This window comes from Bacillus sp. ChL18 (assembly GCF_026241425.1).
Classification (GTDB): domain Bacteria; phylum Bacillota; class Bacilli; order Bacillales; family Bacillaceae; genus Bacillus; species Bacillus velezensis.
The window spans coordinates 239,963-253,921 of record NZ_JAPHWE010000001.1; the positions used below are offsets into that span (position 1 = coordinate 239,963).

General features: G+C 47.6%; 14 protein-coding genes, 2 tRNA genes and 1 other annotated feature. Of the genes, 15 read left to right on the forward strand and 1 reads right to left on the reverse strand.

The window, feature by feature from the left end:
- Positions 1-88: 88 nt before the first annotated feature.
- From OQ477_RS01335 to OQ477_RS01375, 9 genes are all read left to right on the forward strand, one after another.
- Positions 89-529: a MarR family winged helix-turn-helix transcriptional regulator gene (locus OQ477_RS01335; RefSeq protein ID WP_003152580.1), complete on the forward strand. Its 441-nt coding sequence runs from the start codon at positions 89-91 to the stop codon at positions 527-529.
- Positions 530-536: 7 nt separating this feature from the next.
- Complete coding sequence (gene racE, locus OQ477_RS01340) at positions 537-1,355, forward strand: glutamate racemase (RefSeq protein WP_012118125.1); 819 nt, start codon at positions 537-539, stop codon at positions 1,353-1,355.
- Positions 1,356-1,460: 105 nt separating this feature from the next.
- Positions 1,461-2,546: a GerMN domain-containing protein gene (locus OQ477_RS01345; protein ID WP_265971155.1), complete on the forward strand. Its 1,086-nt coding sequence runs from the start codon at positions 1,461-1,463 to the stop codon at positions 2,544-2,546.
- 109 nt (positions 2,547-2,655) lie between these two features.
- Entirely contained in the window at positions 2,656-3,393 is a 738-nt protein-coding gene (gene rph / locus OQ477_RS01350) for a ribonuclease PH (RefSeq protein ID WP_007612934.1), read from the forward strand.
- 11 nt (positions 3,394-3,404) lie between these two features.
- Complete coding sequence (locus OQ477_RS01355) at positions 3,405-4,001, forward strand: XTP/dITP diphosphatase (protein WP_087920775.1); 597 nt, start codon at positions 3,405-3,407, stop codon at positions 3,999-4,001.
- Between the two features lie 15 nt (positions 4,002-4,016).
- Positions 4,017-4,526 carry a YfcE family phosphodiesterase gene (locus OQ477_RS01360; protein WP_038459402.1) on the forward strand — a complete coding sequence of 170 codons (510 nt, stop codon included), beginning with the start codon at positions 4,017-4,019 and terminating at the stop codon, positions 4,524-4,526.
- 113 nt (positions 4,527-4,639) lie between these two features.
- A tRNA-Arg gene (locus OQ477_RS01365) sits at positions 4,640-4,713 on the forward strand.
- A gap of 122 nt (positions 4,714-4,835) precedes the next feature.
- Positions 4,836-4,909: transfer RNA gene (locus tag OQ477_RS01370), tRNA-Arg, on the forward strand.
- Between the two features lie 251 nt (positions 4,910-5,160).
- On the forward strand, positions 5,161-5,346 hold the full coding sequence (locus OQ477_RS01375) for a hypothetical protein (protein ID WP_265971156.1): 186 nt from the start codon (positions 5,161-5,163) through the stop codon (positions 5,344-5,346).
- Positions 5,347-5,385: 39 nt separating this feature from the next.
- Here OQ477_RS01375 and OQ477_RS01380 read toward each other — a convergent pair whose 3' ends face one another.
- Positions 5,386-5,736: a hypothetical protein gene (locus tag OQ477_RS01380; protein WP_020954258.1), complete on the reverse strand. Its 351-nt coding sequence runs from the start codon at positions 5,734-5,736 to the stop codon at positions 5,386-5,388.
- A gap of 422 nt (positions 5,737-6,158) precedes the next feature.
- Positions 6,159-6,410 (forward strand) — a binding site (T-box leader).
- A gap of 119 nt (positions 6,411-6,529) precedes the next feature.
- Here OQ477_RS01380 and ilvB point away from each other — a divergent pair.
- The 6 genes from ilvB to leuC are packed head-to-tail and all read left to right on the forward strand — an operon-like array spanning position 6,530 to position 13,949.
- Entirely contained in the window at positions 6,530-8,254 is a 1,725-nt protein-coding gene (gene ilvB, locus OQ477_RS01385; RefSeq protein ID WP_265971157.1) for an acetolactate synthase large subunit, read from the forward strand.
- Positions 8,251-8,769 carry an acetolactate synthase small subunit gene (gene ilvN / locus OQ477_RS01390; protein WP_003152598.1) on the forward strand — a complete coding sequence of 173 codons (519 nt, stop codon included), beginning with the start codon at positions 8,251-8,253 and terminating at the stop codon, positions 8,767-8,769. Before ilvB ends, ilvN begins: the two co-directional genes overlap by 4 nt.
- A gap of 22 nt (positions 8,770-8,791) precedes the next feature.
- Positions 8,792-9,820, forward strand: a complete 1,029-nt coding sequence (gene ilvC, locus OQ477_RS01395; protein ID WP_003152600.1) for a ketol-acid reductoisomerase — start codon at positions 8,792-8,794, stop codon at positions 9,818-9,820.
- Positions 9,807-11,363 (forward strand): 2-isopropylmalate synthase, encoded by a 1,557-nt coding sequence (locus OQ477_RS01400; protein ID WP_007612906.1) that lies wholly within the window; start codon positions 9,807-9,809, stop codon positions 11,361-11,363. Before ilvC ends, OQ477_RS01400 begins: the two co-directional genes overlap by 14 nt.
- Before the next feature lie 20 nt (positions 11,364-11,383).
- Entirely contained in the window at positions 11,384-12,481 is a 1,098-nt protein-coding gene (leuB, locus tag OQ477_RS01405; RefSeq protein WP_085342234.1) for a 3-isopropylmalate dehydrogenase, read from the forward strand.
- 49 nt (positions 12,482-12,530) lie between these two features.
- A complete protein-coding gene (leuC, locus tag OQ477_RS01410) occupies positions 12,531-13,949 on the forward strand; it encodes a 3-isopropylmalate dehydratase large subunit (RefSeq protein WP_265971158.1) in 1,419 nt (472 codons plus the stop codon).
- The last annotated feature ends 10 nt before the right edge of the window (positions 13,950-13,959 follow it).

The following is a 13,959-nucleotide window of genomic DNA, read 5'->3' on the forward strand; positions in this document are numbered from 1 at the left end:
TCCGTCAGTCTTGCATTTTCTTAAAAAAAGAAGGAAAATAGACACGGAGCGCATAGCCCAGAAAGATCCTTGAGTGAGGGATGGACAAATGACATCAAAATCTGTAGAGCATGTTGCGGATATCGAAAAATCACTCCGCCATATCGCTGCGATCATTAAACAAAAAGGAAGAGAAATCCTTAACCAATATGCAATTACACCGCCGCAATTCGTGGGGCTTCAATGGCTTTATGAATTAGGGGATATGACAATAGGCGAATTATCAGGCAAAATGTATTTGGCTTGCAGCACGACGACGGATCTGATAGACCGCATGGAAAAAAATAAGCTTGTCGAGCGGGTCAAAGACCCGGCTGACAGACGGGTCGTCAGAATTCATCTTCTCGCTGAAGGAGAGCGCATTATCCAAGAAGTGATTTTGAAAAGACAGGCTTATTTGCGGGATATGTTTGCGACATTTTCCGAAGAAGAAACAGCCGCTTTCGAAAAATCATTATTGAAACTGCAGCATGAAATGAAAAGAAAATGAGGCGATTTTGTTGGAACAGCCGATAGGAGTCATTGATTCCGGGGTTGGCGGGTTAACCGTTGCTAAGGAAATCATGAGACAGCTACCGAAGGAAAATATCATCTATGTGGGAGATACAAAACGCTGCCCGTACGGCCCGCGTCCTGAAGAAGAAGTTCTTCAATACACGTGGGAAATGACCGATTACCTGCTGGAAAACCACCATATCAAAATGCTCGTGATCGCCTGCAATACGGCCACGGCCATTGCCTTGGAGGATATTCAGCGCAAAACGGATATTCCGGTTGTCGGCGTCATTCAGCCGGGTGCGAGAACGGCGATAAAGGTCACGAAAAACCAGCATATCGGTGTCATCGGCACGGTCAATACCATTAAAAGCAGAGCGTATGAGCAGGCGCTGCTCGGGTTAAACGCAGAACTTCAAGTTGAGAACACGGCTTGTCCGCTGCTCGTGCCGTTTGTGGAAAGCGGACGGTTTCTTCAGGAATCAGCGGAGGAAGCGGTTGAAGCATCGCTTGAACCTTTAAAAGGTACATCAATTGACACCTTGATTTTAGGATGTACGCATTATCCGATTTTAAAAGATCCGATTCAGAACTATATGGGAGAGCATGTAAAAATCATTTCCTCCGGAGACGAGACGGCGAGAGAAGTGAGCACCATCTTGTCTTATAAAGGTTTGTTAAACCAATCGAAACATGCACCGGAGCATCAATTTCTTACAACGGGAGAGCGGAACGGCTTCGCAAAAATTGCCGAAGACTGGTTCGGCCACGAAATCGGCCATGTCGAGTGCATCTCCCTTCAAGAGCCGGTCAGAAAATAAATCAAAAAACCCGCTGTTTACGGCGGGTTTTTTTGCGCTTCCCGGTCTATTTCCCGGATAGGGCTCGTATACATCATAGTACAAACAGCCTTAGGAGGGAAAAGTATGCTGAAAAAAGGACCTGCAGTCATTGCTGCAACATGTCTTACTTCGGCTTTTGTGTTATCTGGATGCGGTTTGTTTCAATCCGATAAAACAGCCGGGGAAATTGACCCGCCTCAAGACATTTCATATGTAAAGGATGAAGCGGGAATTCAGGCAAAACCAAAGCAGTCAGAGAAAAACGGCACTTCTAAAGCCGACCAGCCGGCCAATACAGTCATGCGAGAGCTGTATCTGATTGATAAAAACGGCTATGTCGCAGCACAGACACTGCCACTTCCGAACAGTGAGGGAACCGCAAAGCAGGCCCTTGAGTATTTGGTTCAGGGAGGGCCTGTGTCAGAAATCCTGCCGAACGGCTTCAGAGCGGTGCTCCCTGCGGATACGACGGTAAATGTCGATATTAAAAAAGACGGCACTGCTGTCGCTGATTTTTCGAAGGAATTTAAAAACTATAAAAAAGAAGACGAACAAAAAATCCTGCAATCGATTACATGGACGCTTACCCAATTCAGCTCAATAGATAAAGTCAAAATCAGAATCAACGGGCACGAGCTGAAAGAAATGCCTGTGGGCGGCACGCCGATTACGGGCGACTTAAGCAGAAAAGACGGGATTAATATTGAAACGGCCGGAGTGAATGATCTGACAGACACCCACCCGCTGACTGTATATTATCTGGCGGAAACAGAGACGAGCGAATACTACGTGCCTGTCACAAAGCGGATTGACAATTCGGAAACAAATGACATCACCGCTGCCGTTGAACAGCTCGCCGGCGGACCGGGCAAAGCAAGCGGGCTTTTGACGGACTTTAATAACGATGTTAAACTTCTCAGCAAGCCGAAAGTGAAAGACGGCCAGGTTACACTGGACTTTAACAGCTCCATTTACGGAAGCGCCGACGAAAAAACAAAAATGGTATCATCGGGCGTACTGGACAGCATCGTCCTCACGTTAACCGAACAGCCGTCGATCAAAAGTGTTTCTATAAAAGTAAACGGAAAATCAGAACTGGTGAATGAAAAAGGAGAATCCCTTTCAAAACCTGTTTCGAGGCCGTCACAAGTGAATACGGGTAGTTTTTAATTTGCGATTTTTGATATACTAGTAAAAAAGAGGTTAGCGTTCCGGCTGCCTCTTTCTTTATTCACAATCCGGAACAAAAGGTTTATGTACATATAATCGGAGGTAAAATATGAGACACGACGGAAGACAGCACGATGAGCTGCGCCCTATCACATTTGATTTGGATTTTATCACTCACCCGGAAGGCTCTGTTTTAATTACAGCGGGAAATACGAAGGTCATCTGTAATGCATCTGTGGAAGACCGGGTGCCGCCATTTTTACGCGGCGGAGGAAAAGGCTGGATCACCGCGGAATACAGCATGCTTCCCCGCGCGACGAATCAAAGAACGATAAGAGAATCTTCAAAAGGAAAGGTCTCCGGCAGAACGATGGAAATTCAGCGGCTGATCGGGCGCGCGCTCCGGGCCGTCGTTGATTTGGAGAAGCTCGGCGAACGGACGATCTGGATCGACTGTGACGTCATTCAAGCTGACGGCGGAACAAGAACGGCTTCCATTACCGGCGCCTTCTTGGCAATGGCCATTGCGATCGGCAAACTCGTAAAAAGCGGCGTTATCAAAACCTCTCCTGTGACAGATTATCTCGCGGCCATTTCTGTCGGGATGGATAAAGAAGAAGGCCTTCTTTTGGATCTGAATTATGAAGAGGATTCGGCGGCTGAAGTCGACATGAATATCATCATGACGGGAAGCGGACGTTTTGTAGAGCTTCAAGGGACGGGCGAAGAAGCCACATTCTCCCGTGAAGATTTAAACGGACTGTTAAGCCTTGCCGAAAAAGGAATCCAGACGCTTATTCAAAAGCAAAAAGAAGTGCTGGGAGAAACATTGCCTGAACTGAAATAAGAAAGAGAGGCCTGATCACCGTGAAAGAAGCCATTATTGCGACACACAATCAGGGAAAAGTGAAAGAATTCAAGGAAATACTCGAACCGAAAGGCTACAGCGTCTCTTCTTTGGCGGAAATCGGATTTACGGAAGAAATTGAAGAAACCGGACATACCTTTGAAGAAAACGCCATCTTAAAAGCGGAAGCCGTGGCAAAAGCCGTCAACAAAATGGTCATTGCAGACGACTCCGGTTTATCGGTGGACAACCTTGGAGGCAGACCGGGCGTTTATTCAGCCCGTTATGCCGGAGAAGCAAAAGATGATAAGGCGAATATGGACAAGGTGCTGTCAGAATTAAAAGGCATCGAAAAAGAGCAGCGCACGGCCCGTTTCCGCTGCGCCCTTGCCGTCAGCATGCCGGGGCAGGAAACAAAAACGGTCGAAGGTCATGTTGAAGGGTATATTGCGGAAGGACCCGAGGGGGATAACGGGTTCGGCTATGATCCCATTTTTATTGTGAAAGATAAAGATAAAACCATGGCCCAGCTGACAAGCGCTGAGAAAAACAAAATCAGCCACAGGGCTGAGGCGCTCAAGAAATTGTCAAAGCTGCTTGATTCATAAGGGGGAGCGTATGCAATGAAAGTGCTGATAATAAGTGACAGTCACGGCCTTGAAGACGAGCTGGAGACGATTGCAAAGCGGCACGAAGACGAAGCGGATCTGATGATTCATTGCGGTGATTCAGAGCTTGACGCCGCACATCCGGCGCTTACGCCATATCACACGGTAAAAGGCAATTGCGACTTTGGCGGCGGGTTTCAGGATGAACTCCTTCTGGACGCCGGTTCAAAGAAAATTCTGGCCGTTCACGGGCATCTTCACGGCATTAAACAGTCACTTTTAACTGTTTTTTACCGGGCGGAAGAGCTTGGGGCGGATATCGTCTGCTTCGGCCATTCACATATTGCCGGGAGTGAAGTGCTCCGGGGCAAGCTTTTGATTAATCCGGGCAGCATCCGTCTTCCGAGAGTCCGCAATGTGAAAAGCTATGCCATTCTTACTCTTACAGAAAGAGAAGGCGCCGTGACATTTTACGACGAAACGGGTCGGGAATTGAAGGACTTGGGGAATACAATCAGTTTTTAACAAGTGATGGGGGAGATTTCATTCTTCCCCATCAAAAGTTTTTAAAAAAATATTGACTTATGATTTGAACCTGTATATAATAAATCTTGTCGCTGATACATAAAGCAAAAGCTGTCCCAGTAGCTCAGCTGGATAGAGCAACGGCCTTCTAAGCCGTCGGTCGGGAGTTCGAATCTCTCCTGGGACGTACAAAAAAAGAGCTGGTGACATCAGAGTGAAAACTGATGCCGCTGGCCTTTTTTATCGGATGACTATATTGTCAATTCGCTGATATCATGGTAAAATGATCAGCAGATATTTGTTTTTCATGTCCCAGTAGCTCAGCCGGATAGAGCAACGGCCTTCTAAGCCGTCGGTCGGGAGTTCGAATCTCTCCTGGGACGTATAAAAAAACCTCAAGCCCTGACAATGGGTTTGAGGTTTTTTTGTACTTTATTTTTTATTTTACGAAACAAAAGTTCCGTATTTGATGAAAATTGTAAAGTAATTTTAATATAAATGAAACTTAACGTAATATTTACCGTAATAAATATATGTATAAAGATACTTAAGGCGCCCTCGAGTGATAAATTATCTAATTTCTATCATACATTTTGTCAATAATCAATAGAAAGACAGCAGGAGGAATTAGCTTTTGAAGTACACATTTGCATATAAAAATCACAATATAGAAACGATCTTTTGCGGAAAAGACGAGCTGTTTGAGGAACTGAAGCAATTTTTAATCACTCAATGCGGTTTAATCATTGTTGAGGTTTCAAGGGCTGATTACTATACGGAGCAGGAAATGAATCAATGGAATGACCGTTATACTTTGTGAATAAGAAAAGAAACCGGCCGTGTGAGACCGGTTTTTGTATCATCTGAATCCGCTTGGAGCGCTGAAGCCCCCGGCATGGCCGCTGAAACCGCCTCCGAGCGCGCCGGGATGTGCCCCGGCGCCGAGGCTTCCGCCGACGTCACTGAAGGTTTGGCCGTAGTACCCGGATGTATAAGGGTATGGGACGAATTGCTGCCCGGCGAATGACAGCGTGCTTTGCGGGGTCTGCTGTCCGTATCCGGATGACGGGAATCCCTGCTGAAAAGAAGGGCCGCCTTGATATGGTGCTGTATGCATCGGGGCCGGAGGATAGTAAGACTGCGGCGGTAAGACCGGTAAAGGCGGAAATCCAGGAGGCAGGCCCTGCATGCCTGATAACATCTTATTCATGACATCACTCATTTCTTACGAGATAAGAACAGTGTATGCGTATATCTGTATAAAGAGCCTGTTCAATCGAACGGAATATCTGACAAGCATGCCGGAAGGACAGAGAAAAATCGTGTAATAAAATGTGACATATTCGTATATGAACGGAAAAATTTCATGTAATCTTGAGAGATTAATAAAAAAATGATAAAAACTTTTAATATTTACAGATCCCTTTGTACCAGTAATGAAAGCGTATACAAAGTAGATTGATTAATCTAAATTGTCTAATAATTATAAAAATGCTGTTGACACTGTCTGCAAACGGGCGTAATATGAGTTCAAACAAAAATAAATAAATGATTCACGCTAAAAAGAAAAATCATAAAACACTGAAAAAACAAACAAAAGAAGGTTCTTTTTTAATAAAAGAGCTGCCATAATAAAAAGCGCAGAAGAGGATAAGTAGCTTTGATGAAGTTTTTCACAGAGAGCCGGTAACGCTGAGAGCCGGTAAAACAAATCAAAGTGAACTCCCCTCAGAGTGCCGGTCTGAAATATGAAGAGTAGGACTCGGCCGAGTGAACGCAATGTTTACTCGTTATCAAAACGGATAATCATTATCCATGAGACGGTCTGCATATGACCGTAAACAAGGGTGGTACCGCGGAGAGCAAAGCCTTTTCGCCCCTTTTGGCTATCGCATGAAATGCTTGGCTGAATGTGGGTGGGAAGGCTTTTTTATTTGCGTCAGCCGGCGCTGCGTTTTATGAATTGGATTTTAGAAGGGAACATTGAAAAGGAGGAACTGAAAATGGGCACAAATGTACAGGCGGATTCTTTGTCTGCCGATTGTACAAAAACAATGAACGGGGCTCTGATGCTGATTGAATCACTAAAGAAAGAAAATGTCGAGATGATCTTCGGCTATCCGGGGGGAGCCGTCCTTCCGATTTACGATAAACTGTATCAATCAGGGCTGGTCCACATCCTGCCCCGCCACGAGCAAGGCGCGATTCACGCGGCAGAAGGGTATGCGCGGATCTCCGGAAAGCCGGGGGTTGTGATTGCAACCTCAGGACCCGGCGCGACAAATTTAGTTACCGGTCTTGCGGATGCGATGATTGATTCACTGCCGCTCGTAGTATTTACCGGGCAGGTGGCCACTTCGGTCATCGGCAGCGACGCTTTCCAGGAAGCCGACATTTTAGGAATTACGATGCCGATTACGAAACACAGCTACCAAGTCCGCCGTCCGGAAGATCTCCCCCGTGTGATTAAAGAGGCTTTTCATATCGCCACGACGGGAAGACCGGGCCCGGTATTAATTGATATACCGAAGGATGTCGCAGCATTTGAAGGGGAATTCAGATATGATCACGAGATCAGCCTTCCGGGTTATCAGCCGGTAAAAGAGCCTAACTATCTGCAGATCCGAAAGCTCGTGGAAGCTGTCAGCAGTGCGAAAAAGCCGGTTATTTTAGCCGGAGCGGGTGTTTTGTACGGTAAAGCTTCAGAAGATTTAAAAAATTATGTCGAACAGCAGCAAATTCCTGTAGCCCACACGCTTCTCGGTCTGGGCGGTTTCCCGGCAGACCATCCTCTATTTCTGGGAATGGCGGGGATGCACGGCACATACACAGCGAACATGGCGCTTTACCACTGTGACTTGTTGATCAGCATCGGAGCGCGGTTCGATGATCGTGTGACCGGAAATCTGAAGCATTTTGCAAAATCGGCCAAAGTAGCGCATATCGATATTGATCCTGCTGAAATCGGAAAAATTATTGAAACGCAGATTCCGGTGGTCGGCGACAGTAAAATCGTCCTTCAGGAATTATTGAAGCAAAACGGAAAACAGGGACAGACAGAGGAATGGAAACAGCAGCTTTCAGAATGGAAAGAAGAATATCCGCTTTGGTATACAGACAACAGAGAAGAGGGCTTGAAACCCCAAAAGCTGATTGAGTATATTCACCAATTCACAAACGGAGAGGCGATTGTGGCGACGGATGTCGGCCAGCACCAGATGTGGGCGGCTCAGTTTTATCCTTTTCGAAAGGCTGATAAGTGGGTGACCTCGGGGGGGCTCGGCACAATGGGCTTCGGCCTTCCGGCGGCTATCGGAGCGCAGCTGGCTGATCGTAACGCCACGGTCGTTGCCATCCTCGGAGACGGCGGTTTTCAGATGACCCTTCAGGAATTAGATGTCATCCGGCAGCTGAATCTTCCTGTCAAAGTGGTTATCTTGAACAACGAATGTCTGGGCATGGTCAGACAGTGGCAGGAAATCTTCTATGAAGAACGCTACTCTGAATCCAAATTCTCGGCGCAGCCTGACTTTGTCAAATTGTCAGAAGCCTACGGCATTAAAGGCGTCCGGATTTCATCGGAAGAAGAGGCGGAAGAAGAGCTTAAAAAGGCGCTTTCATCAAAAGAACCGGTCGTTATTGACGTCCGGGTCGCCAAAAGCGAAAAAGTATTCCCGATGATTGCGCCGGGTAAAGGACTTCATGAAATGGTGGGGGTGAAACCTTGAAACGCATTATCACATTAACGGTGGTCAACCGCTCGGGAGTATTAAACCGGATCACCGGCCTGTTTACAAAAAGACACTATAATATCGAAAGCATCACTGTAGGCCACACGGAAACAAGCGGTGTTTCAAGGATTACATTTGTCGTCCATGTGGAAGGCGAAAATGACGTAGAGCAGCTGACAAAGCAGCTTAACAAACAAATTGACGTCCTGAAAGTGACGGATATTACAAACCAATCGATTGTACAGCGTGAGCTGGCATTAATCAAAGTTGTTTCCGCACCGTCGGCCAGAACGGAAATCAATGGAATCATTGAGCCGTTCAGAGCTTCCGTCGTTGATGTCTCAAGAGACAGCATCGTCGTTCAGGTTACCGGCGAATCTAATAAAATCGAAGCGCTCATAGAGCTTCTCAAACCTTACGGCATTAAAGAAATCGCGAGAACGGGCACAACGGCTTTTGCGAGGGGAACCCAGCAGAAGGCGTCATCCAATAAAACAATTTCAATTGTATAACACAAAAAAGGGAGAGATTAAAATGGTAAAAGTATATTATAACGGTGATATCAAAGAGAACGTATTGGCGGGTAAAAAAGTAGCAATTATCGGTTACGGTTCACAAGGTCATGCACACGCGCTGAACTTAAAAGAAAGCGGAATTGATGTCATTGTCGGCGTCAGACAAGGCAAATCATTTACACAGGCCCAAGAAGACGGTCATAAAGTCTTTTCGGTAAGAGAAGCGGCTGCCCAGGCTGATATCATTATGGTTCTTCTTCCGGATGAACAGCAGCAAAAAGTATATGAAGCTGAAATCAAAGATGAATTGACGGCGGGCAAGTCATTGGTATTCGCACACGGATTTAACGTCCATTTCCATCAGATCGTGCCTCCTGCTGATGTAGATGTCTTCCTTGTCGCTCCTAAAGGGCCGGGACACCTTGTCAGAAGAACATATGAACAAGGCGCAGGCGTACCGGCATTGTTTGCCATCTATCAGGATGTATCAGGCGAAGCGAAAGATACGGCTCTTGCTTATGCAAAAGGAATCGGCGGAGCGCGTGCGGGCGTTCTTGAAACAACATTTAAGGAAGAAACGGAAACGGATTTGTTCGGTGAGCAGGCTGTTCTGTGCGGGGGTTTAACGGCGCTTGTCAAAGCGGGTTTTGAAACGCTGACAGAAGCCGGCTACCAGCCTGAACTCGCATACTTCGAGTGTCTGCACGAACTGAAGCTGATCGTAGACTTGATGTATGAAGAAGGCTTGGCGGGCATGAGATACTCTATCTCCGATACGGCTCAATGGGGAGATTTTGTATCAGGGCCGCGCGTAGTCGATGCAAAGGTAAAAGAATCGATGAAACAAGTATTAACGGATATTCAAAACGGTACATTCGCGAAAGAATGGATCGTGGAAAACCAAGTGAACCGTCCTCGTTTCAATGCGATCAATGCAAGTGAAAACGAGCATCAGATTGAAAAGGTCGGCAGACAGCTTCGTGAAATGATGCCGTTTGTCAAACAAGGCAAAAAGAAGGAAGCGGTGGTCTCCGTTGCGCAAAATTAATGTTTTCGACACGACCCTTCGTGACGGTGAACAATCCCCCGGGGTCAACCTCAATTCCCGGGAGAAACTGGCGATAGCCAAGCAGCTTGAAAGACTCGGGGTGGACATTATTGAAGCGGGATTTCCCGCTTCATCCCGAGGTGATTTTTTAGCCGTGCAGGAAATCGCAAGAACGATTAAAAATTGTTCGGTAACAGGGCTTGCCCGATCTGTCAAAGGTGACATCGACGCAGCCTGGGAAGCGCTGAAAGACGGGGCCAGCCCGCGGATTCACATCTTTATCGCCACCTCTGACATTCATCTGAAGCATAAGCTGAAAATGACGCGGGAAGAGGTTAAGGAAAAAGCGGTTGAAATGGTGAAGTATGCAAAAGAACGCTTTCCGATCGTTCAATGGTCAGCAGAAGACGCATGCCGCACAGAACTTCCGTTTCTGGCTGAAATCGTAGAAAAAGTGATTGATGCCGGCGCGAGCGTCATCAACCTGCCGGACACTGTAGGTTACCTGACGCCGGCTGAATACGGAAACATCTTTAAATATATGAAGGAACACGTTCCGAATATCAGCCGGGTAAAGCTCTCAGCCCATTGCCACGATGATCTCGGAATGGCGGTTGCCAACTCACTTTCGGCAATTGAGAACGGCGCTGATCAAATTGAATGCGCCATTAACGGCATAGGAGAAAGAGCCGGGAACGCCGCACTAGAGGAAATCGCCGTTGCGCTTCATGTCAGAAATGACGCGCATCAAGCCGATTCATCTCTCAATCTTCATGAATTGAAGCGGACGAGTGATCTTGTCAGCAAACTGACGGGCATGGCCGTTCCCCGCAACAAAGCAATCGTCGGAGATAACGCTTTCGCACATGAGTCCGGCATTCACCAAGACGGTTTCCTGAAAGAAAAATCAACATATGAAATCATTTCACCGGAACTTGTGGGCGTGACTGCTGATGCACTTGTACTCGGAAAGCATTCCGGGCGCCACGCGTTCAAAGACCGCCTGAATACGCTTGGATTCCAGTTTGATAGTGATGAAATCAATAAATATTTTACGATGTTTAAAGAACTGACCGAAAAGAAAAAAGAAATCACCGATGATGACTTGATTTCTCTTATTTTAGAAGAAAAAGTGACAGACAAAAAAATCGGCTATGAATTTTTGTCTCTGCAAGTGCATTACGGGACGTCTCAGGTGCCGACTGCAACAGTCTCTTTAAAAAATCAGGAAAACGAACAGCTGATGCAAGAGGCGGCAACGGGGGCGGGCAGCGTAGAAGCCGTTTATAATACGCTCGGGCGCTGCATCGATAAAAATATTGAACTGACAGACTACCGCATCCAATCCAACCGGAAAGGCGAAGACGCGCTGGCTCAGGTTTACGTCAGAGTGACCGTGAACGGAAAAGAATCATCAGGGCGGGGAATCGCGCAGGATGTTCTGGAAGCTTCTGCAAAAGCATATTTGAACGCCGTGAACCGGCAATTGGTGCTGGATTGCAATATAGACGGATTAAAGAGACAGACTGCGGTCGGCTCGTAATAGAAAGGAGAACGTTTGATTTGAAAAAACGCATTGCTTTGCTTCCCGGTGACGGAATCGGACCGGAAGTGGCGGAATCAGCGGCAGATGTATTGAAAAGCGTTGCCGAACAATTCGGACATGAATTTGAATTTGAAAACGGACTGATCGGGGGAGCGGCCATTGACGCCCATCAAAACCCCCTTCCTGAGGAGACGGTGGCTCTTTGTGAAAGATCCGACGCCATCCTGCTCGGGGCAGTCGGCGGACCGAAATGGGACCAAAATCCTCCGGAGCTCAGACCGGAAAAAGGCCTGCTCGGCATCAGAAAAAAACTCGGCCTGTTTGCCAATCTGCGTCCCGTGACCGTATTTGAAAGCCTGTCTGAGGCGTCTCCGCTGAAAAAAGAATATATCAGCGGCGTCGACTTTGTAATCGTCAGGGAACTGACGGGCGGCCTCTATTTCGGAGAACCGAGCAGACAGTATGTCAATGAAGCGGGAGAAAAGGAAGCGGTCGATACTCTTTTTTATAAGAAAGAAGAAATCGCACGCGTTGTCAGAGAAGCTTTTAAGATGGCTGCCGGCAGAAAAGGAAAAGTGACGTCCGTTGATAAGGCGAATGTGCTTTCTTCAAGCAGGCTGTGGCGGGAAACCGCAGAGGAAATCGCAAAAGAATTTCCTGACGTGACGCTTGAACATATGCTTGTCGATAATGCCGCGATGCAGCTCATCTACGCTCCGAGCCAATTTGACGTCATCGTAACTGAGAATATGTTCGGCGATATTTTAAGCGATGAAGCCTCCATGCTGACAGGCTCGCTCGGCATGCTGCCGTCAGCCAGTTTATCAAGTTCAGGTCTTCACTTGTTTGAACCCGTGCATGGATCTGCGCCTGACATCGCAGGTAAAGGGATGGCCAATCCGTTTGCGGCGATTTTATCAGCGGCGATGCTTTTGAGAACATCTTTCGGGCTTGAAAACGAAGCGCAGGCGGTGGAAAAAGCGGTCGCAAAGGTTCTTGCAGACGGCAGCCGTACACGTGATATCGCCCGGGACGGCCAATATGCCGGAACGCATGACATTACTGAAAAAGTAAAAGCCGCATTAGCCGGCTCGAATACAAAATCTATAGTGTGACGCTTTAAAGAAAGCGGTCTTAGTTCATAGGTAGAGGGAGGAAACAAAGATGATGCCTCGAACAATCATCGAAAAGATTTGGGATCGGCATGTTGTAAAAAGCGGTGAAGGAAAACCCGACCTTCTCTATATTGATCTGCACCTAATTCATGAGGTGACGTCTCCTCAGGCGTTTGAAGGGTTAAGGCAGAAGGGAAGAAAGGTCAGACGGCCGCAGAACACATTCGCGACGATGGACCACAATATTCCGACCGTCAACCGTTTTGACATTAAAGATGAAGTCGCAAAGCGCCAAGTAACCGCGCTTGAACGGAATTGCGAGGAGTTCGGCGTCCGTCTTGCGGATCTTCACAGCGCAGACCAGGGGATCGTTCACGTAGTCGGACCTGAGCTTGGTCTGACACTACCGGGGAAAACGATCGTTTGCGGAGACAGCCATACATCGACTCACGGCGCGTTCGGAGCGCTTGCCTTCGGTATCGGCACAAGTGAGGTGGAACATGTTCTTTCCACTCAGACACTGTGGCAGCAGCGGCCGAAAACGCTTGAAATCCGCGTTGACGGAACGCTCCAAAAAGGAGTGACCGCGAAGGATGTCATCTTGTCGGTCATCGGAAAATACGGGGTGAAATTCGGTACTGGATATGTCATTGAATACACCGGGGAAGTATTCAGAAACATGTCTATGGACGAACGCATGACCGTCTGCAATATGTCAATAGAGGCGGGAGCACGGGCGGGACTGATCGCTCCTGATGACACGACGATCGAATATTGTAAAAACCGTAAATACGCGCCTAAAGGCGAAGAGTTTGACAAAGCCGCCGCAGAATGGAAAGCGTTAAAAACCGATCCGGGCGCCGTATACGATCATTCCATCGTGTTAGACGGCAGCGAGATTTCTCCAATGGTAACATGGGGCGTCAATCCCGGCATGGTTCTCCCGGTCGATGCCCAAATACCGGCGCCGGAAACGATTGATTCTGAAGACGGTAAAAAAGAAGCCATCCGCGCGTACCAATACATGGGAATCTCACCGAATCAAAAAATTGAAGATATTAAAGTCGAGCATGTGTTTATCGGCTCCTGTACAAATTCGCGGATGACCGATCTTCGCCAGGCTGCAGATATGATCAAAGGCCGAAAAGTCGCCGACAGCGTCAGAGCCATTGTGGTGCCGGGTTCTCAAAGCGTGAAACAGCAGGCCGAAGAAGAAGGGCTGCACCGCGTGTTTCTCGAGGCCGGCTTTGAATGGAGAGAATCAGGCTGCAGCATGTGCCTCAGTATGAACAATGATGTCGTGCCTGAAGGGGAACGATGCGCTTCCACTTCCAACCGCAACTTCGAAGGCAGGCAGGGAAAAGGCGCGAGAACACACCTTGTCAGTCCGGCGATGGCGGCAATGGCGGCCATTCACGGGCATTTCGTCGATGTAAGAAAGTTTTATCAAGAAAAAACAGTTGTGTAAGGAGTGCGCG

Excerpts from the sequence above, each read along its gene's own strand:
- OQ477_RS01380 (WP_020954258.1), bottom strand. The coding sequence starts at position 5,736 with ATGAATAAGATGTTATCAGGCATGCAGGGCCTGCCTCCTGGATTTCCG.
- ilvC (WP_003152600.1), top strand. The coding sequence starts at position 8,792 with ATGGTAAAAGTATATTATAACGGTGATATCAAAGAGAACGTATTGGCG.
- OQ477_RS01345 (WP_265971155.1), top strand. The coding sequence starts at position 1,461 with ATGCTGAAAAAAGGACCTGCAGTCATTGCTGCAACATGTCTTACTTCG.
- OQ477_RS01335 (WP_003152580.1), top strand. The coding sequence starts at position 89 with ATGACATCAAAATCTGTAGAGCATGTTGCGGATATCGAAAAATCACTC.
- OQ477_RS01360 (WP_038459402.1), top strand. The coding sequence starts at position 4,017 with ATGAAAGTGCTGATAATAAGTGACAGTCACGGCCTTGAAGACGAGCTG.
- rph (WP_007612934.1), top strand. The coding sequence starts at position 2,656 with ATGAGACACGACGGAAGACAGCACGATGAGCTGCGCCCTATCACATTT.
- ilvB (WP_265971157.1), top strand. The coding sequence starts at position 6,530 with ATGGGCACAAATGTACAGGCGGATTCTTTGTCTGCCGATTGTACAAAA.
- leuC (WP_265971158.1), top strand. The coding sequence starts at position 12,531 with ATGATGCCTCGAACAATCATCGAAAAGATTTGGGATCGGCATGTTGTA.